The sequence below is a fragment of the Variovorax sp. V116 genome (assembly GCF_041154435.1).
In the GTDB taxonomy this organism is placed as follows: Bacteria; Pseudomonadota; Gammaproteobacteria; order Burkholderiales; family Burkholderiaceae_C; genus Variovorax; species Variovorax paradoxus.
The window spans coordinates 986,618-1,003,594 of sequence record NZ_AP028661.1 but is presented as its reverse complement, the minus strand read 5'-3'; the positions used below and the strand labels follow the sequence as shown (position 1 = coordinate 1,003,594).

Genomic DNA, 16,977 nt, shown 5'->3' with positions numbered 1-16,977 from the left:
AGCAGCCCCTTGCCAGCTCAGAAGCGGTCCTGCAGCCCCATGGCCGGATCGCTCACCGAATGCCGGCCGGTCTCGATGCGGCCGGCCAGGCGCCGGTAGAAGGAAGGATCGGCATCGCAGGTCACGACGAAGTCGTACCACTGGCCGCTCGCGTCCAGGCTCCAGCGCATGCCGGTCTCGCCGCCGCCCTTGACGCGGATGCTCCACGAGCCGTCGGGGTTGTGGCCGTAGGTGCCGTTGTCGCCATTGCCGTGCCCATCGTTGCCATGGCCGTTGTTGCCGTTGCGGTCCCTGCCGCCGGCCTGGTAGGCGTCGGGGCGCGGGTAGGCCTTGTTGGGCTGCACGGTGAAGCGGCAATCGCGCCGGCCGTCGTTGCGCAACTGCAGGTAGAGGTCGCCGCGGCGCGCGTCGTAGCCCACGCGGATCTCGGGCGCGGGCGCGCTGCCGGCGCGCAGCCGGTTCAGGTCGCCCTTGAACTGGCGGTGAAAGCCGTTGGGGCCGAGCACCCACAGGTCGTACAGGCCCGCGTCGTCGGCCATGGCGTTCCAGTGGCCGTCGAGCTGCTTGCCGGGCTCGACCACGTAGCGGCGCGGCAGGCGGTCGGACAGGTGCAGCTTGTCGTAGACGTGGAACACGGCGGCGGCGCGGCCGCTGTTGGCGAACAGCAGCTGGACGCGGCCGTTGAGGGCGTCGCTGCGCGCGCTGGTGTGCAGCTCGTAGGGTAGCGCGCGCGAAGGGCGCACGCCGGTGGCCTGCACCGGCAGCTCGGCGTCGGCCGCCGGCACGATCTTGGGCAGCGCCTCTTGCGCGGCGGTCAGCGCATCGGCTTCGGCCTTGGTCTTGCGGCCGGGCAGCACGGGCAGCGGCTCGTCGTTGGGGCGCTCGAAGTTGAAGGCACTCGTGAGGTCGCTGCAGACGGCACGGCGGTACTTGCTGATCTGCGGCTCGGCCACGCCGAAGCACTTCTCCAGGAACATGAGCGTGGAGGTGTGGTCGCAGACCTGCGAGTTGACCCAGCCGCCGCGGCTCCAGGGCGAGACCACCCACATCGGCACGCGCGGGCCGGGGCCGTAGGGGCGGCCGTCCATGGCGGGCTGCTTGGGCGTGGCCGGCGTGTAGTTGTGGTACTCGACGGCCGTGTCGGCCTCGGCCAGCGTGGTGGCGCCGGCCAGCGAACCGTCGGGGTTGCGCGACGGCACCGCGGGCGACGGCAGGTGGTCGAAGAATCCGTCGTTCTCGTCGAAGTTGATGAGCAGCACGGTCTTGCTCCAGACCTCGGGGTTGGAGGTCAGCGCGTCCAGCACTTCCTGCACGTACCAGCCGCCCTTGGCCGGGCTCGAGGGACCGGGGTGCTCGCTGTAGGCCGACGGCGAGATGATCCACGACACCGCGGGCAGGGTGCCGTTGCGGATGTCCTCGCGGAAGGTTTCGAGAAAGCCCTGCGGCATGGTGTTGCCGAAGCCCTTGGCCAGCGGGCTGAGCGCATCGTCGATGGCCGGGTCGTAGAACGGGCCGGCGGCGGTCACCGGCTGCGTGATGTCGGTCGCGGGAACGTACACGGGCCGGCGCGCCGCCGGCATCTGCTCGATGGCGGTGCGCCAGTGGCGAAAGCTCATCATCTCGTTGCAGCCGAAGTTGTCGATCAGGCTCTGGTAGACCTTCCACTTCACGCCGGCCTTCTCGAGCCGGTCGGCATAGGTGGTCCAGGTCCAGCCTTCGGTGGAAGCGCCGATGTCGTTGCCGGCATTGAACTGGTTGTTGAGCACCGCGAGCTGCACCTGGCTGCCGTCGGCGGGGCTGATGCCGTTGGGGCCATTGGTGCCGCTCCAGTAGAACAGCCGGTTCGCGATGGTGCCGGTGTGCATGCCGCAGTGGTAGTGGTCGCACAGCGTGAAGGCCTCGGCCAGCGCGCGCTGGAACGGCACCTCGGCGGTGTCGTAGTAGCCCATCGACAGCAGGTTCTTGATGTCGGGCCACTTGAACATGCGGCCGTGGTCCCACGCGGCCTGCGAGTCGGACCAGCCGTGCGGCGTGCTGCCCGCGCGCTGCGCGTTGCCCTTGCTCTCGTCGAGCCGGTAGGGCGTGTAGGTGCTGGGCGGCGTGGCCTTGGTGTAGGTCTGGTGGAAGATGGTCTTGCCGTTGGGCGCGGGCACGGCAAAGCGGTCGCCGTAGCCGCGCACGCCCTTGAAGGTGCCGAAATAGCTGTCGAAGGAACGGTTCTCCTGCATCAGCAGCACGACGTGCTTGACGTCCTTGATGGTGCCGGTCTCGTGGTGCGCGGGAATGGCCAGCGCGCGGCGGATGCTGGGCGGAAAGGTGGCCAGCGTGGCAGCGGCAATGCCGGAGCCGGTGGCAGTCTGGAGGAACTTGCGGCGTGTGGTCATGGGGTTTGTTCTTGGTCGTGGGAATGCCGGGACGCGGGTGGCGTCAGGGCGCGTAGCTCACGCTGGGCTCGCTGCCCGCGCCGGACGAGGCGGCATCGGTCTTGCCGGCGGTGCCTGCATTGGGCTGGTCGGAGGCGAGCGCCTTGCCCGAAGCGGCGGCGCCGCCGCTGAAGCCACTGCTGCCGCCTCCGCCATCACCGCCGCCGCAGGCGGTCAATGCAAGGGCCAGTACCGACAGTGCGAGCGGCGCGCGCAGGATGAATCGTGGATGCATGGATGAGGACACTCCTTTTTTCTCGAGGCGGTGGGATGGCCTCCAGCGTAAGAAAGAGCTGTGACATCGCGATGTAGCGGCGATGACGGCGTGCCTGCCAAGCTTCTTTTCGTACGCGCGGGCGCAGTCTCTGCGCTCGGCGCCTGCATCGTCTACAAGGAAAACCCGCCGAATCCAAACGTTCTACAGCCCGTGCGAAGGACTACGAAAAACTGCAGCCGGGCCCGCGCTCGCGCGATGCTCAGCCGCGGCGCCAGCGGCCGGACTCGGGGCAGAGACTCGCCGGCTCGCCGTTGACGCGGACCTGCTCTTCATCAAGCTGCGAGGCGGTCGGCGCATCGACGTCGAAGGCAATGCGAAGCGCGCGCCCGACATGCGCATCCTCGATCGGAAGCTCCCAGCTCAGGAACACCTGGGTGCAGTCGCGCCCGGGCGCGAAGCGTGCCGCGTCGAAGCCGCTGCGGCCGCGCTCGACAACGGCGTGCGGCTGGCCGGTGTCGAACACCAGGACCGTGCCGCGGGCGAGCGGAATCCGGTGGCCCGTCAACGGAAAGTGCACATCCAGCTGCCTGTCTTCGCTGAGGAACAGATTGCAGAAGGCCGCGCCGCCGTACTGCGCGCCGTCATGGTGGTAGCGGGCGCCGCGGCAGGCCATGAGGGCGACTTCGCTGGAGGCAAGCAGCGCTTCGGGCCAACCGATGGTGCGCGTCCAGTCGGACATCGCCTGCACGCAGCGCCGGTAGTCCGGCCAGCGCGCACGCGCGCGCGCCAGCGGCAAGGGCTCGACGTCGCCGGGTTCGAGCGCCAGGCGCGAGGACACCTCGCGCTCCCAATCCGCGACCAGGCGCGCGGGAGGCACGGGCACGTCGACCCTGCCCGACAGCACCACATCGCTCACGCTGCGGCTGCGCATGGCATCGCCGCTCAGGAAGTAGGAAACGAGGCGGTCTTCTCGCACGCGATGCGGTGCAGGGGAAAGGCTCATCCGCAGCAGTGTAGTGAGGCGGGTTGCGCCTGCCCGCGGTCGCCGCCGGCGGCGTCAGGGCCGGAGCGTGGGCTCCCGCTTCGCATGGGCCAGCGCGGCGAGCAGGCCCAGGCCCGCCATGGCTGCGGCACCCCAGGCCACCGCGGGGCTGCACAGCATGCGGGCCAGCGGCGAGCGTTGTCCGCTGCCCGTTGCTATGCCCGTGGCGGCCTGCTCGAGCGGCGTGAGCGGCCGCGCGGTGTTCGGGTTTTCTTCGCCCTGGAGCACGGCCTGGGAAATTTCCAGCGGCGTCAGTTGATCGGCAACGGGTCCGGACAGCAATTTGTCATTGGCGCGCATGGAAAGCCTTTCGTTCGAGGATGGGGTTGGCCGCGAAGACTCTCCCGGCGTCGGCCCGGCGCCCTACAGCCGGCAGCGGACTTTCGCGTAGGCCGAGGGCGCACATGGCGGCGCGGCTACAACGACGCCACCTCGGCCTGCAGCACGCCGTTGCGCGCCACGACACGGCCGCCCGCCACCACCAGCCTGCGCACCGGCCGCGCGACCACGGCCTCGGCCACCGTCTGCGCATCGACCAGCACCAGGTCGGCGCGGCAACCGGCGTCCAGGCCATAGGCCTCGAAGCCGCAGCCGCGCGCGCCGGCGTGGGTGACGGTGTCGAGCGCCACCTCGATCTCGTCGTCGCGGCGCAGGTTGTAGCGCATGCCGATCAGCATCGCGCGCTCCAGCATGTCGGGGTTGCCGTAGGGCGACCAGGTGTCGCGGATGCCGTCGTTGCCGCCGAGCACCGTCACGCCGGCCTTGCGGCAGGCCATGAGCGGCGGCACGCTGCGCGATGGCGGCGCGCTGGTGACCAGCACCACGCCGAGCCTGGCCATGCGCGCGAGCAATGCGTCGCGCTCGCGCTCGGCCAGGTCGCCCAGGCAGAAACCGTGGCTCACCGCGACCTTGCCCTGCATGCCCAGCGCCTCGGTGCGCTGCAGGATCAGCTCGAGCGAGAACGCGCCCATGGCGCCGGGCTCGTGCAGGTGGATGTCGAGCGGGCGCTGGTGCCTGTCGGCAATGCCGAAGAGCACATCGAGCGAGCGCACCGGGTCGCCGTCGATCGCGCAGGGGTCAAGGCCGCCCAGCACATCCGCGCCCTGCGCGAGCGCCTGGCCAAGCAGCTCGGCCGTGCCCGGCCGGCCCAGCAGGCCCGACTGCGGAAACGCGACGACCTGGATCTGCAGCACCTCCGAGAGCGTCTGCCGCGTGCGCAGCGTGCCTTCGAGATGGCGCAGGCCTGCTTGCGTGTCGACGTCGACATGCGTGCGCAGCCGCGTGGTGCCGCGCGCGAGAAAGGCCTTGGCCAGCACCAGCGACTGGGCGGCCGCGTCATGCCCGCTCGCATGCCGGAAGGCGCGCTCGTTCTCGATCTTGTCGATGAGCTTGGTGCCGACCTCGTTGCGGTACCAGTCCATGCCCCACAGCGTCTTGTCGAGGTGGGTGTGGCCTTCGACCAGGCCGGGCAGCAGCAAGGCGCCGCCGCCCTCCTCGACCGTTGCATCGGTGGGCGCGGACAGCGCGGCGCCGGCTTTCGCGATGCGGCCATCGCGCACCAGCACATCGACGGGGGAAGCGCCCATGGGGCGCACGTTGCGGATCAGGAGCGAAGGCATGGAAGGTCGGTCGGTCGTTGAATGCGTGGGGATCAGGGCCGTGCGCAGCGTACCCAGATTCGGGCCCGCGGTCACCACGCGCACGTTTCGTTGCAGGCCGAAGTGTCCGCGCTGCGAACGCTCGATGATCGACGCACCATGCCAACGACCCCGCTCGCCGCCGCCGCCAAGCCCGCTCCCCGCATCGCCTTCGAATGGATGCTGCTCGCCGTGCTCGCCACCTGCTGGGGCGCCTCCTACACCTTCATCAAGATCGGCGTGCAGACGCTGCCGCCCGTGACGCTGATCGCGGCGCGCACGCTGATCGCCGGCCTGCTGCTGCTCGCGCTGCTGCGCCTGCGCGGCGTGCGGCTGCCGCGGGAGCCCGCAATGTGGCGCCGCTTCGCGCTGCAGGCCTGCCTCAACAGCGTGCTGCCGTTCACGCTCATCGCGTGGGCCGAGCGCAGCGTGGATGCCGGGCTTGCCACCATCCTCAACTCGACCTCGCCGATCTTCATCTTCCTGCTGGGCCTGGGCGTGGGCGGTGCGGAGAAGCCGACGCTGCGCCGGCTCTTCGGCGTGGCGGCGGGCCTCGCGGGCATCTGCATGATCGTCGGCGTCGAGGCGCTGCACGGGCTCGGGCATTCGCTGCTCGCCCAACTGGGACTGGTGGCGGCAGCCGTCTGCTACGGCTGCGCGGCCATGTTCGGCCGCGTGTTCAAGGGACTCGATCCGATGGTGCCCGCCGCAGGCTCGCTGCTCTGCGGCGCGGCGATGCTGCTGCCCGCGAGCCTCGCGATCGACCGGCCGTGGACGCTCGCGCCATCGGCCGCGTCGATGATTGCCGTGCTGGCGCTCGCGGTGCTCTCCACGGCCCTCGCCTTCACGATCTACTTCCGGCTCATCAAGACCTTGGGGCCGATGTCGACCGCCGCGCAGGCCTACCTGCGCGTGCCCATCGGCGTGATGATCGGCGTGGTGTTCCTGGGCGAAGCGCTCTCGCCCACCGCGTGGGCCGGGCTCGCGTGCATCGTGGCGGGCGTGGTCGCGATGACGGTGCCAGCACGCGGCGGCACCCCGGCGCCGCAGCCGCGGCGCCCCCTCAATCGATGCTGATGTTCGCAGCCCTGGCCACCTCGGCCCACTTCACGCGGTTGTCGTGCACCGTCTTCTTGAACTGCGCGGGCGATTCGATGCGCACGGTGTTGCCCTGGCTTTCGAAGCGCTCGCGGATCTCGGGCTGCTCGAGCACCGCCTTCACGGCGGCGTTGAGCTTGTCGACGATCTGCGCGTCGGTGCCCTTGGGCGCGAAGATGCCGAACCAGATCGAGCTGTCGAAGCCCTTGGTGCCCGGAAGGCCGCTGGAGGCGATGGTCGGCACCTCCTTGACCGCGGCCACCGGCGCGGCGGTGGTCACGCCCAGGAGGCGCACCTTGCCGGCCTTGTAGTGCGGCAGCACCGTCTGCACCTGGTTCATGATGCAGCAGGTCTCGCCGCGCACCACGGAGGTGATGGCCTCGGGCCCGCCCTTGTAGGGCACGTGCACCATGTTCAATCCGAGGCGCGAATTGAACTCGGCAAAGGCCATGTGCGTGCCGGCGCCGTTGCCTGTAGACGCATAGTTGTACTTTCCGGGGTTGGCCTTGACGAGATCAACGAACTCCTTCAAGGTCCTGGCGTTGATCACCTCCGGGTTGACGGTGAGCACGTTCGAGACGTCGAGCACCGGCGCCACCGGCACGAAGTCGGCCTCCACGTCGAACGGCAGCTTCTTGTAGAGCGCGGCGTTGCTGCCATGCGTGGCGGCGGTGCCGAACGAAAGCGTGTAGCCGTCGGGCTTGGCATGGGCCACGTACTCGCTCGCGATGTTGCCGGCCGCGCCTGACTTGTAGTCGATGATCACGGGCTTTCCGAGCTGCCGCGCGAGCGGCTCCTGGATGGCGCGGGCCACCACGTCGACGCCCGAGCCGGCCGGAAAACCCATGATCAGCGTGACCGGCTGCTGCGGCCAGTCGCCCTGCGCAAACGCAGCGGACGATGCGGCCGCACCCAGGGCGGCGCCTGCCAGCAGCAAGGCCGGGCGCAGGCGCCGCGCGAAGAACGACGACGAGAACCTGAGGTGGCGAGTGAAGGGAGAATGGATCATGAATGTCTTTCCTCGATGCGGGCGGTGCAGCCCGGGATTGTGGCGCGCGGTTCATGCCCGATCCGGTATGAGCTTATGCGGCACGCAACCGCATCGAGCGATCTCTCCATAATCGCCGCATGGTCCGTCCCACCCAACAACTCCACCCCGCACGCGAGCCCGCGCCCGTGCGCGCGGCAGCCACCGTGCTGCTGCTGCGCGATTCAGAGGCCGGCATCGAAGTGCTGATGACGCGCCGCTCCGGCACCGCAAGCTTCGCGCCAGGCGCCTATGTGTTCCCCGGCGGGCAGATCGATGCAGCCGATGAAGCCGCCGCGCGCATCGCCGCACGGCGGCCCACCCAGAGCAGCCTGCAGCTCACGCAGGCCATTGCGGCGATCCGCGAAGGCTTCGAGGAGCTTGGCGTGCTGCTCGCGCGCCATGCCGACGGCCGGCCCGTGAGCGCGCAGGACATCGCCTCGATGGACCGCAGCACCGCGTCGCCCGTGTCCTTTGCCGAGCAATGCGCCACGCGCGGGCTGGTGCTTGCCTGCGACCAGGTGTTCACCCTCGCGCACTGGATCACCGACCGCGACCTGCCCAAGCGCTTCGACGTGCCTTTCCTGGTGGCGCGCATGCCCGAGGGCCAGGTGCCCACGGCCGACGAGAGCGAGCAGTTCGAGCCCTGCTGGGTGCGGCCGGCCGATGCGCTGGCGCGCCACGCGGCAGGCAGCTTCTTCATGATCTTTCCGACCGTGCGCACGCTGCAGCGGCTCGCGGCCTATGCCAGCGTGGACGCGGTGCTGCAGGCCTGCGCTCCCCGGGGCGGCGCCGAGCAGCCGCTGTGGACCAGCTGCCCGCGCGCGGGCCTGCTGCGCGGCCAGGACGCGCGCTACATGGAAAGCGATTCGCCGTACGGCGAGCTCGCGCTGGTGTGTCCCGACGGGCAGCTGCTGCATGCGCTCGACTGGCAGAGCGAGCGCGCCGTGCCGCTGCTCAGGAACGTGCAGCGCCTGACCGCGCCCAACCCCGGCGCCATGACCGGCCCGGGCACCAACAGCTACATCGTGGGCGATGCGGCCACGGGCTACCTCGTGATCGACCCGGGCCCGAACGACGCGGCCCACATCGACCGGCTGTGGCGTGCCACCGAAGGAAACATCCGCATGATCGTGTGCACCCATTCGCATGCCGACCATTCGCCCGGCGCGGCGCCGCTGCAGGCGCTGTGCAAGCAGAAGCCGCCGATCCTCGGGCTGTCTTCGGCGCCCACCGCGCGTTCGTCGGCGCGCTTTGCCGCGGAGCGCGAACTGCGCGACGGCGAGCGCCTGGTGCTCAGCGGCACCACGGCCGAAGGCGAACCTGTCAGCCACACGCTGCGCGCCATCCACACGCCGGGCCACGCCGCCAACCACCTGTGCCTGGTGCTCGAGGAAGACGGACTCCTGTTCTCCGGCGACCACATCCTGAACGGCAGCACCACGGTGGTCGATCCGCCCGACGGCGACATGAACGCGTACCTCGATTCGCTCGACAAGCTCGATGCGGCCTGCGAGGCCGGCGGCATCGATTTCATCCTGCCCGCGCACGGCCATGTCATCGGCAGCGCACGCAGCGCCATCGCGCAGTTGAAGGCGCACCGCCTGAAGCGCGAAGCCAAGATCGCCGCGGCCATGCAAAGGCTGCCCCAGGGCACGCCGGACGACTGGCTGCCGCTGGCCTACGACGACGTGCCCGAGCGCATGTGGCCGGTGGCCGCCCGATCGCTGGCCGCGCACGTGGCGCGCATCCGGCAACGGGCCTCCGCGCCATGAGCCGCGCGGCCGAAGAAGAAGGCATCCGCCTGGCCAAGCGCGTGGCCGCCATCGCGGGCTGCTCGCGGCGCGAGGCCGAGCTGCTGATCGAGAACGGCGCGGTGCGTGTCGACGGCGTGCCGGCGCTGCTGCCGCAGTCGCGCGTGCACGATCGTCAGAAGGTCGAGATCGAGCCCGGCGCCAAGCCGGAGCCGGTGGTGCCCGTCACCCTGCTGCTGCACAAGCCGGCCGGCATGGCCACCGACACCGCGCACCGGCTGCTGGTGGCCGCCAACCACCACGAGCCCGAGCGCGCGGGCATGCGCTTTCTGCCCGCGCACGCCAAGGCGCAGCGCTGCATGACGCCACTCGAAACCGGCGCCAGCGGCCTCGTCGTCTACACCCAGGAATGGCGCATCGAGCGCAAGCTGCAGGAGGACGCGGGCGTGCTCGAACACGAGGTGATGGTCGACGTGGCCGGCAAGCTCAGCCCCGAGCAGCTCGCGCGCTTCGAGCGGTCGCCCGCGCGCGTGAGCATCGGCCGCCAGGCCGACGAGCAGACCGGCCTGCGCTTTGCGCTCAAGGGCGCGCGGCCCGGGCAGATCGCGCACCTGTGCGACGAAGCCGGCCTGCGCATCCTGGCCATGCGGCGCATCCGCATCGGCCGCGTGCCGCTGGCGGGGCTGGAGCCCGGCCAGTGGCGCTATCTTTCACCGCACGAACGCTTTTGACATCGAAGAAGAGGCACGCAAGAGGCCCGAAGAGGAATCGACGACAGGAGACCCATCCATGAAGTTCGGAACCCGGACCGCCGCACTCGCCTGCACCGCCCCTTTGGCGCTGGCAGGCTGCAGCTATCTCGCGCCATTGCTGCCCTCGTACGCGCCGCCGCCACCGCCGGCACCGCCGCCGGTCGTGTCGCCCAGCGGGCTCGCGCCGATCACCGAGGAGCAGGTGGAACGCATCCGCGAAGCCATCGTGACCAAGCCGCCCACGCCGGCCGTGGCCAAGGTGGTGCAAAGCGCGGCGCCCACCATCGAATCCTTCGTGCGGACCGAAGGCTGCATCACCGCGCGCAACGGCGCCGTGCTCAGCCCGTTCGCGGCGCCGGGCCGGCTGTTCGACGGCACCGGCTTCCAGGGCGGGCCGATGGCCGATATGCAGTACCACGACAAGACCGCCTGCGTGACGGTCAAGCGCATCCAGAACTGGAAGATGGTGTCGCCGAAGCGGCTGCGCTTCGAAGTGGTGTACGTGGGCGACGACGGCGAGGAGCGCTCGGTCCGGCGGCATGAGCTGACGCGCCAGCCCAGGGGCGGCTGGCTCTTCACGCGCTGACGCGCGCAGGCTACGCAGCCGCCTCCGCCCTCTTCTGCGCGCGCAGCGCCACCGCGAATGAGGCCTGCGCCACGATGCTGGCACCGGCCAGCACCAGCGCCGCCGCCATCGCGGGGTTGCGGTGCCCCAGCCCCGCCAGCGCGGTGCATGCGGCGCCCACCGCCATCTGCGTGGCGCCATAGAGCCCTGAAGCCGAGCCGATCACGAGCGGATTGACGCCGATGGCGCGCGTGAGCGCGGCCGGCGAAGCCATGCCCGCGCCCACGGTGTAGAGGAACATCGCCGCCACGATGAGCGGCACCGACAGCCGCTGCGCGAGCGCTGCGCCCAGCAGAACGAAGGCCGCAGCGCAGCTCAGCAGGTTGGCGCGCGTCATGAGCCGGTCGAGGTTCGCGTGCACGATCAGGCGGCTGGTGAGAAAGCTGCCAAGCCACACGCCCGACACCAATATCGCAAGGTAGATGCCGGCCTCGTGCGCAGGGCGATGCAGCTGGTCGACGAAGATGAAGGGTGCCGACGCGATGAAGGCATACATCGACGTGGTGGCGCAGCCGCCGCCGATCGAAAAGCCGAGGAACGCGGGCGACGCGAGCAGCAGGCGGTAGTTGCGCGCCAACACCCGGCCTTCGACGCGCATGCCCGGCATGCCGGTCTCGGGCAGCAGCCTCCATGCGAACACGAGGCCCGTGAGGCCGAGCGCGAACAGCGCATGGAAGATCGAGCGCCAGCCGAAAGCGCTGGCCAGCGCGCCGCCGAGCAGCGGTGCAATGCTCGGGCCGACCGTGACCATGAGGTTCATGAGCGCGAGGCGCTTCGTGGCTTCCTGCGGCTCGGCGGTGTCGCGCACCATGCTGCGCCCCAGCACCAGCCCCGCGCAGCCGCCCATGGCCTGGAACAGCCGCGCGGCGATGAGCGCATGGACATCGGGTGCGAGCGCCGCAGCAAGCCCCGCGGCCGAATAGAGCGCAAGCCCGCACAGCAGCACCGGGCGGCGGCCGTAGCGGTCGGCCAGCGGGCCGTAGGCGAGCTGCCCCACGGCCAGGCCGAGGATGTAGAGGCTCACGGTCATCTGCATCGCGCCCATGCCGGCGCCCAGGCCCTGCGCAGCAACGGGCAGCGCGGGCACGAAGATGTGCATGGCGAGCGTGCCGCTGAAGGTGACGAGCGCCAGCAGCCACAGCGGCGCATGCCGGCGCGGCGTGGAGGAAAGTGCGGCAGCGGCCATGGTCAGCGGGCCTTGACGGAGGTGGACGCGGGCGCGGCTTCGTTGGCCGCAAGGCCGGTGCCATCGTCCGGCTCCCAGCCGCCGCCAAGCGCCATGAACAGCACCACCTGGTCGTCGGCCAGTTGCGCCTCGCTGGCCGCGAGCGCCGCGTCGCTCGCGGCCAGCGAACGTTCGGCATCGAGCGCCTCGAGGTACGCGGTGCGGCCGCCCTGGTAGAGCTGGCGCGCCTGCGCGGCCACCTTGGCGCTTTCGTCGCGCGAAGCCTGCAGCGCGGCGCGGCGGTCGAGCTCGCGCGCATAGGTGCCGAGCGCGGTCTCGGTTTCGCGCAATGCGGTCAGCACGGTGCCGTCGAACTTCGCGAGCGCGGCGCGCGTGCCGGCCTCGGCCTGGGCGATGCGGGCCTGCGCGATGCCGGTGTTGGGGAGGGTCCAGGAGATCAGCGGGCCCATGCTCCAGCCAATGGTGTCCTTGCGGCCGAAATCGCTGGCTGGCCCGGCCGACGAGGCCGAGAGCCCCAGCGTCACCTTCGGATAGAGATCGGCCGTGGCCACGCCGATGCGTGCGGTGGAGGCCGCCAGGCTGCGCTCGGCCTGGCGGATGTCCGGGCGGCGCCGCAGCAGGGCCGCGCCATCGCCCACCGGCAGCGTGCCGGCCACGCGCGGGGGCACGGTGCAGCCGGCCACCTCGCGCGGGAAGTCCTGCGGCAGGGCGCCGGTCAGCGTGGCCAGGCGGTAGAGCGCGCCCTGGCGCTCGGCCTGCAGCGGCGGCAGCGCGGCATTCAGCTGCTCCAGCTGCGCACGCGCTCGGTTGGCGTCGATGGCACCGGCGCGGCCCGCGCGCTGCAGGCGCTCGGTGACGTTCAGGGCGTCCTGCTGCAGCGCGACGGATTTCTGCGCGATCTGCAGGCGCAGTCCGGTCGAGCAGGCCTGCGCGTAGGCGCGCGCGGTGCCCGCGGCCACGTTCACGCGCACGAGGTCGAGCGCGGCCGCGGCGGCCTCGGCGTTGGCGCCCGCGGCTTCGATGCTGCGGCGTATCTGGCCGAACAGGTCGACCTGGTAGGACAGGGAGGCAGCCGCGCTGTAGTTGAAGCGGCTCGGCGGCTCATAGCCCTTCTGCAGCATCGACAGGCCCGACGCATGGCCGAACGAAGGGCCGCCGCTCACGCCGAGCGTGGGGCGCTGGCCGCCGGCAACCTCGGCCTCGATGGCGCGCTCGCGCTCCAGGTTTGCGACCGCCTGCCGCAGGTCGGTGTTGTGCGCGAGGGCCTGCGTGACGAGCCGGTCCAGCAGCGGGTCGTGGTACAGCCGCCACCAGTGCGCGGGCAGCGGCGCGGCGTTGGCGGGCACCTCGGCGAAAGGGCGCGCAGCGCCGGGCTGGCTGGCCAGTGCCTCGGGCGGCTGGCGGTAGTCGGGGCCGACGGCCGCGCAAGCCGCGAGCCCCGCTGCAACCGCGAGCGAAGCCATGCGAAATGCAAGACGGGCAAGACGGGACATGGCGCTCATCCCTTCTTCGGCTCGGCGGCCGGTGCACCGGCGTTGCGCGCCGGCGGATGCTCGAGCACCTGCACGGTCACGGTCTGGCCGGCCACGAGCCGTGCGCCCTGCGGCAGCGGATCGAGCCTGATGCGCACCGGAATGCGCTGCGCGAGCCGCACCCAGTTGAAGGTCGGGTTCACGCTGGGCAGCAGGTTGGCGCTGGTCGAGCGGTCATGGTCGGCAATGCCGGCGGCCACGCTGTCGACCGCGCCTTCGAGCACCGCGCCGCCGCCCATTGGCGTCACGCGCACGCGGTCGCCCAGGTGGATGCGCGGCAGCTTGGTTTCCTCGAAGTAGCCCTCGACGAAGAACGAATGCGCATCGACCAGCGCCAGCACCGGACGCCCGGCCGATGCATAGCTCCCGGTGCGCAGGTCGAGATTGGTCACCAGGCCGTCGGCCGGCGCGCGCACCTCGGCGCGCTGCAGGTTGAGGCGCGCCGCATCGAGCGCCACCTCGGCCTGCGCGACGGCGGCGCGCGCCTGCTCCGCGCGGGCGCGGGTCTGTTCACGGGCCTCCTGCGACACCAGCGCGTCCAGTCCCGTGTTGCGCGCGTTCTCGCGCTGCGCCTGCGCGCTCGCGGCACGCTGCGCCGCCAGCGCGGCCTGGGCCTGGCGCACGGCAAGGTCGTAGCGCGCACGGTCCACCTCGAACAGCAGGGCCCCGGCCTGCACGGCCTGGTTGTCCCGCACAGGCACCGCGGTGACCAGGCCGGAAACGTCCGGCGCGATCTGGACCACGTTGGCGCGCACGCGGCCGTCGCGCGTCCAGGGGGCGAGCTCGTAGTGGTCCCAGAGCTGCAAGCCGGCCCATGCGGCGGCCGCCACCACGGCCGCGGTGAGAAGAATGCGCCCGAGGCGCATCGGCCAGGAGCTGTCGGTGGAAAGAGGGGCTTTCATCTGGATCTCGTCATTGAAGGAAGGACGCCGCACGGCTGAGGCCGTAGAGCAGCAGCAGATAAAGCGCCATGTCGAACAGCGCGGGGTGCCACACCCAGCGGTAGAGGCCGGCCAGGGCCAGCAGATGGCGCACGCCCCAGAGGGCGGCCAGCGCAATGCCGGCCAGCACCAGCAGCCATGGCACGTAGAGGCCGTAGAAACTTGCTTCGCCAATCATCTGGAGGCTCCTTGTCCGGCCGCGGCCAGGCGCGGCGGTGCATCGGGAAAAAGATTGCGGCGCAGGCCCACCAGCGCGGTCACTGCGCTGCGCGATGCGGATGACGGCGCATGCTGCGCGCCAAGCACGGCCGACAGCGCCTCGTCGATCTGCGGCAGCAGGCCGGCGGGGCGCGCTTGCATGCGGCCCCTGCCGCGCTGGCGGAAGAACTGCGAGATGCCGCCCAGGAGCGCCGCGGCCGAGGCCGGCGGCAGCTGCGCGCGCACCCGCTGCAGCACGTCGATGTCGGCGCCGGTGCGCAGGTCGCGCAGCGCGTCGTTGGCGGCCACGCCCTCGATGCTGCCGCCGGCCTGCGCGATGCGCGGTGCGAGCAGGCCGATGCGGTCGAGCATGCGCACGGCGTAGGCGTCGCCCTGCGCGCCCTGGCGCTGCGAGGCGCCGGCCATCTCGCCGAGCTCGCGCCAGGTGGCGCGCTGGATGCGCCGCGCGCTCCAGTCGGCGCCCACGGAGCGCACCAGCCGCGTGACGCGCGCGGCAACCACCACGCCGATGACCTGCCCGAGCATGCTGTTGATGAAGCTCACCAGGTCGGCATTGGCGGTGTCGTGCATGGCCAGCGTGCCGGCCACGCCGAACAGCAGCGCCATGGCCGCCATGAAATGCGCCGGCCGCGCCATGTAGACGCCCAGCAGCAGGAAGGCCGGCGCGCACACCGCCACCAGCATGCCGAAGTCCTGCACCAGCGGCATCAGCACCAGCACATAGAGCGCGGAGACAGGAATCGACCACAGCGTGTACTTCAGGAAGCCGTGGATCGCGGGCACCGGGTCGTCCATGGTCGCGAAGAAGCAGCAGAAGACCGCGGCCATCATGGTGGCGGCCGAGCCCATGGGCCAGCCCGTCACGATCCAGAAGGCGCCGCACAGGCAGATGGCGAGCACCGCGGCCAGCGCCGACAGCAGCGCCATGCCGTAGTCGCGGTGCAGCACGCGGCTGCCGAGCGCGGCCGTGCGGCGCGGCGCAAGCGCGCCCTGGAGGCCCTCGTCGATGTCCATGCGCAGCCGCGCGCAGGCACGCCATCCCTCGACCAGTTCCTCGAGCCGGCCCGCGAGCCCGATGCGCAAGGCGCGGCTCCAGGGACTGTGCTGCGGCGTCGCGCCCAGCGCCTGGATCGAGCGGCGCAGCAGCTGCAGCGACTGCGCGCGCGCTGCATCGTCTTCCTGCAGCCATTGCGCGGCCTGCGCGAGCACCGCGGCGACGTCCGGCGCCAGCGCGCCTTCGGCCTGCTCCAGCGCCAGCAGCCGGTCCTCCACGGCCGACAGCGCGGGCGTGAGCGCGGCCACGCGGTCCTGCATGGCGCGGATCGCGCCGGCGGTCCAGCGCAGGTGCGTGGTGTCGAACGGCACGTGGGTGGACAGCAGCCGCAGCTGGGTGATGTCGCCGGCCAGGCGGCGGCGGTCGGCCGCGAGCGTTTGCGGATCGGCATCGGCGCGGCGTCCGGCGGACTGCAGCAGGTCGCCGAGCCACTGGCGCGCGTCCTGCAGCGTGCGGTCGAGCAGGCCCAGCACGGTCGGCGCCAGGCCCGTGGGCCACGCAATGCTGTGGACCAGCGTGGCGCACAGGATGCCCAGGCCGATTTCCTCCACCCGCGCCACCGCGGTGTCGAACAGCGCGAGCGGCGTCTGCACCGAAGGAAAGCCGATCAGCGCGGCGGTGTAGCCCGCCAGCATGAAGACATAGGAACGCGGCGTGCGGTCGAACAGCGAAATGCACAGGCACAGGCCCACCCACAGCGCGAGCACCAGCGTGAGCAGCTCCGGCGCGTTCGACAAGGCAGGCACCAGCAGCACCGTGGCCACGCAGCCGATCAAGGTGCCGCAGAAGCGGTAGAGCGCCTTGGAGCGCACCGCGCCGGCCAGCGGATGGGCCACCACGTAGGTGGTCATCAAGGCCCAGAACGGACGCGGCAGGCCGGCGCGGCTGGCCAGGTACATGGCCAGCATCGCGGCGGCAAAGCTCTTGGCAGAAAAGAGAAGCTCCGCGCGGCTGAAGCGCGGCAGCCGGAAGGCGGCCATCTACCTGCGTCCTTCCTGCGGCCCCGGCGCAGCGCGGCCGAGCCGCTCGCCCAGCACCGCGAACACGCGCAGGCAGGCGGCGATGTCCTCGTCGGCCACGCCTTCGAACAGCGTGGCGCGCATGCCGCGCAGCGCGGCCTCGATGGGCTGGCAGGCGGCCTCGCCGGCCGGCGTGAGATGCAGCGTCTTGGCGCGGCGGTCGGCCGGGTCTTCGCGGCGCTCCACGAAGCCGGCCTCCACCAGCTGGTCGATCGAGCGCACCAGCGAAGGCCCCTCGATGCCCAGCGCCTCGGCAAGCACGCCCTGGCGCACGCCGCCGTGCAGGCGGCCGATCATCACGATCGGCCACGCCAGCGACTGCGAAAGCCCGACATGCGCCACCGCCTTGTCGGCCGCGGCCCGGTAGCCGCGCTGCAGCGGCGACAGCGCCATGCCGAGCGACATCAGCGCGGCTTCGCGGGTCTTCGAGACGTGGGCCATGGCTCTCTCA

The 16,977-nt window shown here is 71.3% G+C and carries 16 protein-coding genes; 4 read left to right on the top strand and 12 right to left on the bottom strand.

Features of this window, described 5'->3' with window-relative positions; all coding sequences use genetic code 11:
- Positions 1-17: 17 nt before the first annotated feature.
- From ACAM58_RS04610 to ACAM58_RS04590, 5 genes are all read right to left on the bottom strand, one after another.
- Complete coding sequence (locus ACAM58_RS04610) at positions 18-2,384, bottom strand: phosphocholine-specific phospholipase C (protein ID WP_369664219.1); 2,367 nt, start codon at positions 2,382-2,384, stop codon at positions 18-20.
- Between the two features lie 43 nt (positions 2,385-2,427).
- Positions 2,428-2,658: a hypothetical protein gene (locus ACAM58_RS04605; protein ID WP_018903654.1), complete on the bottom strand. Its 231-nt coding sequence runs from the start codon at positions 2,656-2,658 to the stop codon at positions 2,428-2,430.
- A 241-nt stretch (positions 2,659-2,899) separates the two neighbouring features.
- Complete coding sequence (locus tag ACAM58_RS04600; protein ID WP_018903655.1) at positions 2,900-3,643, bottom strand: hypothetical protein; 744 nt, start codon at positions 3,641-3,643, stop codon at positions 2,900-2,902.
- A 54-nt stretch (positions 3,644-3,697) separates the two neighbouring features.
- Complete coding sequence (locus tag ACAM58_RS04595) at positions 3,698-3,982, bottom strand: hypothetical protein (protein ID WP_018903656.1); 285 nt, start codon at positions 3,980-3,982, stop codon at positions 3,698-3,700.
- Between the two features lie 116 nt (positions 3,983-4,098).
- Entirely contained in the window at positions 4,099-5,301 is a 1,203-nt protein-coding gene (locus tag ACAM58_RS04590) for an amidohydrolase family protein (protein ID WP_369664218.1), read from the bottom strand.
- Positions 5,302-5,439: 138 nt separating this feature from the next.
- Here ACAM58_RS04590 and ACAM58_RS04585 point away from each other — a divergent pair, with 138 nt between their 5' ends.
- The gene (locus ACAM58_RS04585) at positions 5,440-6,396 is read left to right on the top strand and encodes a DMT family transporter (protein WP_051127990.1); all 957 of its coding nucleotides are present in this window, start codon (positions 5,440-5,442) and stop codon (positions 6,394-6,396) included.
- On the opposite strand, the gene ACAM58_RS04580 is transcribed toward ACAM58_RS04585, so the two are convergent.
- Positions 6,383-7,426 (bottom strand): tripartite tricarboxylate transporter substrate binding protein, encoded by a 1,044-nt coding sequence (locus ACAM58_RS04580; protein WP_012746028.1) that lies wholly within the window; start codon positions 7,424-7,426, stop codon positions 6,383-6,385. The genes ACAM58_RS04585 and ACAM58_RS04580 overlap by 14 nt on opposite strands.
- 119 nt (positions 7,427-7,545) lie before the next feature.
- Between ACAM58_RS04580 and ACAM58_RS04575 the strand changes: the two genes are divergently transcribed.
- The 3 genes from ACAM58_RS04575 to ACAM58_RS04565 are packed head-to-tail and all read left to right on the top strand — an operon-like array spanning position 7,546 to position 10,536.
- Positions 7,546-9,219, top strand: a complete 1,674-nt coding sequence (locus ACAM58_RS04575; RefSeq protein ID WP_018903659.1) for an MBL fold metallo-hydrolase — start codon at positions 7,546-7,548, stop codon at positions 9,217-9,219.
- Positions 9,216-9,929, top strand: a complete 714-nt coding sequence (locus ACAM58_RS04570) for an RNA pseudouridine synthase (protein WP_018903660.1) — start codon at positions 9,216-9,218, stop codon at positions 9,927-9,929. The genes ACAM58_RS04575 and ACAM58_RS04570 overlap by 4 nt, the downstream gene beginning before the upstream one ends.
- A gap of 58 nt (positions 9,930-9,987) precedes the next feature.
- Positions 9,988-10,536: a hypothetical protein gene (locus ACAM58_RS04565; RefSeq protein ID WP_012746025.1), complete on the top strand. Its 549-nt coding sequence runs from the start codon at positions 9,988-9,990 to the stop codon at positions 10,534-10,536.
- Between the two features lie 10 nt (positions 10,537-10,546).
- Here ACAM58_RS04565 and ACAM58_RS04560 read toward each other — a convergent pair whose 3' ends face one another.
- From ACAM58_RS04560 to ACAM58_RS04535, 6 genes are read right to left on the bottom strand one after another with little or no spacing between them, the layout of a single operon-like run.
- Positions 10,547-11,761 (bottom strand): multidrug effflux MFS transporter, encoded by a 1,215-nt coding sequence (locus ACAM58_RS04560; RefSeq protein ID WP_018903661.1) that lies wholly within the window; start codon positions 11,759-11,761, stop codon positions 10,547-10,549.
- Positions 11,762-11,763: 2 nt separating this feature from the next.
- Positions 11,764-13,254, bottom strand: coding sequence for an efflux transporter outer membrane subunit (locus ACAM58_RS04555; RefSeq protein WP_369664217.1), 1,491 nt, complete (start codon positions 13,252-13,254; stop codon positions 11,764-11,766).
- A gap of 5 nt (positions 13,255-13,259) precedes the next feature.
- Positions 13,260-14,195 carry an efflux RND transporter periplasmic adaptor subunit gene (locus tag ACAM58_RS04550; protein WP_027729863.1) on the bottom strand — a complete coding sequence of 312 codons (936 nt, stop codon included), beginning with the start codon at positions 14,193-14,195 and terminating at the stop codon, positions 13,260-13,262.
- Positions 14,196-14,205: 10 nt separating this feature from the next.
- Complete coding sequence (locus tag ACAM58_RS04545; protein ID WP_027729862.1) at positions 14,206-14,412, bottom strand: DUF1656 domain-containing protein; 207 nt, start codon at positions 14,410-14,412, stop codon at positions 14,206-14,208.
- A complete protein-coding gene (locus tag ACAM58_RS04540) occupies positions 14,409-16,487 on the bottom strand; it encodes an FUSC family protein (protein WP_369664216.1) in 2,079 nt (692 codons plus the stop codon). Before ACAM58_RS04540 ends, ACAM58_RS04545 begins: the two co-directional genes overlap by 4 nt.
- Complete coding sequence (locus ACAM58_RS04535; RefSeq protein WP_018903666.1) at positions 16,488-16,967, bottom strand: MarR family winged helix-turn-helix transcriptional regulator; 480 nt, start codon at positions 16,965-16,967, stop codon at positions 16,488-16,490.
- Positions 16,968-16,977: the final 10 nt, after the last annotated feature.

Bases quoted from the DNA above. Each gene is read 5' to 3' on its own strand.
- ACAM58_RS04610 (WP_369664219.1), bottom strand. From the start codon at position 2,384: ATGACCACACGCCGCAAGTTCCTCCAGACTGCCACCGGCTCCGGCATT.
- ACAM58_RS04605 (WP_018903654.1), bottom strand. From the start codon at position 2,658: ATGCATCCACGATTCATCCTGCGCGCGCCGCTCGCACTGTCGGTACTG.
- ACAM58_RS04600 (WP_018903655.1), bottom strand. From the start codon at position 3,643: ATGAGCCTTTCCCCTGCACCGCATCGCGTGCGAGAAGACCGCCTCGTT.
- ACAM58_RS04595 (WP_018903656.1), bottom strand. From the start codon at position 3,982: ATGCGCGCCAATGACAAATTGCTGTCCGGACCCGTTGCCGATCAACTG.
- ACAM58_RS04590 (WP_369664218.1), bottom strand. From the start codon at position 5,301: ATGCCTTCGCTCCTGATCCGCAACGTGCGCCCCATGGGCGCTTCCCCC.
- ACAM58_RS04585 (WP_051127990.1), top strand. From the start codon at position 5,440: ATGCCAACGACCCCGCTCGCCGCCGCCGCCAAGCCCGCTCCCCGCATC.
- ACAM58_RS04580 (WP_012746028.1), bottom strand. From the start codon at position 7,426: ATGATCCATTCTCCCTTCACTCGCCACCTCAGGTTCTCGTCGTCGTTC.
- ACAM58_RS04575 (WP_018903659.1), top strand. From the start codon at position 7,546: ATGGTCCGTCCCACCCAACAACTCCACCCCGCACGCGAGCCCGCGCCC.
- ACAM58_RS04570 (WP_018903660.1), top strand. From the start codon at position 9,216: ATGAGCCGCGCGGCCGAAGAAGAAGGCATCCGCCTGGCCAAGCGCGTG.
- ACAM58_RS04565 (WP_012746025.1), top strand. From the start codon at position 9,988: ATGAAGTTCGGAACCCGGACCGCCGCACTCGCCTGCACCGCCCCTTTG.
- ACAM58_RS04560 (WP_018903661.1), bottom strand. From the start codon at position 11,761: ATGGCCGCTGCCGCACTTTCCTCCACGCCGCGCCGGCATGCGCCGCTG.
- ACAM58_RS04555 (WP_369664217.1), bottom strand. From the start codon at position 13,254: ATGTCCCGTCTTGCCCGTCTTGCATTTCGCATGGCTTCGCTCGCGGTT.
- ACAM58_RS04550 (WP_027729863.1), bottom strand. From the start codon at position 14,195: ATGAAAGCCCCTCTTTCCACCGACAGCTCCTGGCCGATGCGCCTCGGG.
- ACAM58_RS04545 (WP_027729862.1), bottom strand. From the start codon at position 14,412: ATGATTGGCGAAGCAAGTTTCTACGGCCTCTACGTGCCATGGCTGCTG.
- ACAM58_RS04540 (WP_369664216.1), bottom strand. From the start codon at position 16,487: ATGGCCGCCTTCCGGCTGCCGCGCTTCAGCCGCGCGGAGCTTCTCTTT.
- ACAM58_RS04535 (WP_018903666.1), bottom strand. From the start codon at position 16,967: ATGGCCCACGTCTCGAAGACCCGCGAAGCCGCGCTGATGTCGCTCGGC.